The sequence below is a fragment of the Vibrio sp. 2134-1 genome (assembly GCF_033339495.1).
On record NZ_JAWOUS010000200.1, the window covers coordinates 1 to 919 of the forward strand.

Below are 919 nucleotides of genomic sequence, written 5' to 3' on the forward strand. Positions count from 1 at the left end.
AAACGCCATGGAGAACGCCGTCGCACCCAGCAAAATCGCGAACACCATCGCAGTCACTTTAACCGTCTCTTTCGACGCATCGTAGACCATTGACCAACTAAATTGCTTGTACAGTACGGCGAGAACAATCGCCCCAGCCCCACCCAGTGCTGCCGATTCCGTTGGCGTTGCAACACCGGCAAAGATGGAGCCCAACACAACAATGATCAACGCCAATGGTGGTAATACAGCTTTCAGCGCCTTCATCACTTCTTCCCTGCGGCTGAGTGACTCATCACGTTCAATCGGCTGCGCTGCTTCAGGGTTAAGCTTGGCGTAAATAAGGATGTAAACAACGTATGCACCCACTAGCGCGATACCCGGCCACACGGCCGCTTGGAACAAATCTCCCACTGGCACGCCAAGCACATCGCCGAGCAAAATGAGTACGATGGAAGGTGGAATAATTTGCCCCAACGTACCTGAAGCACAAATGGTTCCGCACGCGAGGCCTTTGTCATAGTTGTATTTGAGCATCACAGGCAGCGAGATCAACCCCATGGCCACCACAGATGCCCCCACTACGCCAGTCGATGCCGCAAGTAGCGCGCCCACCAGCACCGTCGAAATTGCGATGCCGCCACGGACGCCACCAAACAGACGCCCCATCGATTCCAGCAGCTGCTCTGCTAGCTTCGTTTTTTGCAGCACGAGCCCCATGAAAACAAACAGCGGTACAGCCATCAGCACCGTGTTTTCCATGATGGATTGAATTCGATATGGCATGAAGGCAAACATGTCCATGCCCTCTGCCCAAACACCAAAAATAAGAGCAATACCGCCGAATGTGAACGCGACGGGAAACCCGAGCAGTAACGCAAAGAGCGCCACAAAAAACATCACTATACCGATCATAATGACTTCCTTTTACGACTTACCG

At 52.9% G+C, this 919-nt stretch carries 1 protein-coding gene; it reads right to left on the bottom strand.

Annotation, left to right across the window (positions count from 1 at the left end; genetic code table 11):
- Positions 1-894: TRAP transporter large permease subunit (locus R7R78_RS24925; RefSeq protein WP_225474475.1), on the bottom strand; the 894-nt coding region annotated here is incomplete at its 3' end.
- Positions 895-919: the final 25 nt, after the last annotated feature.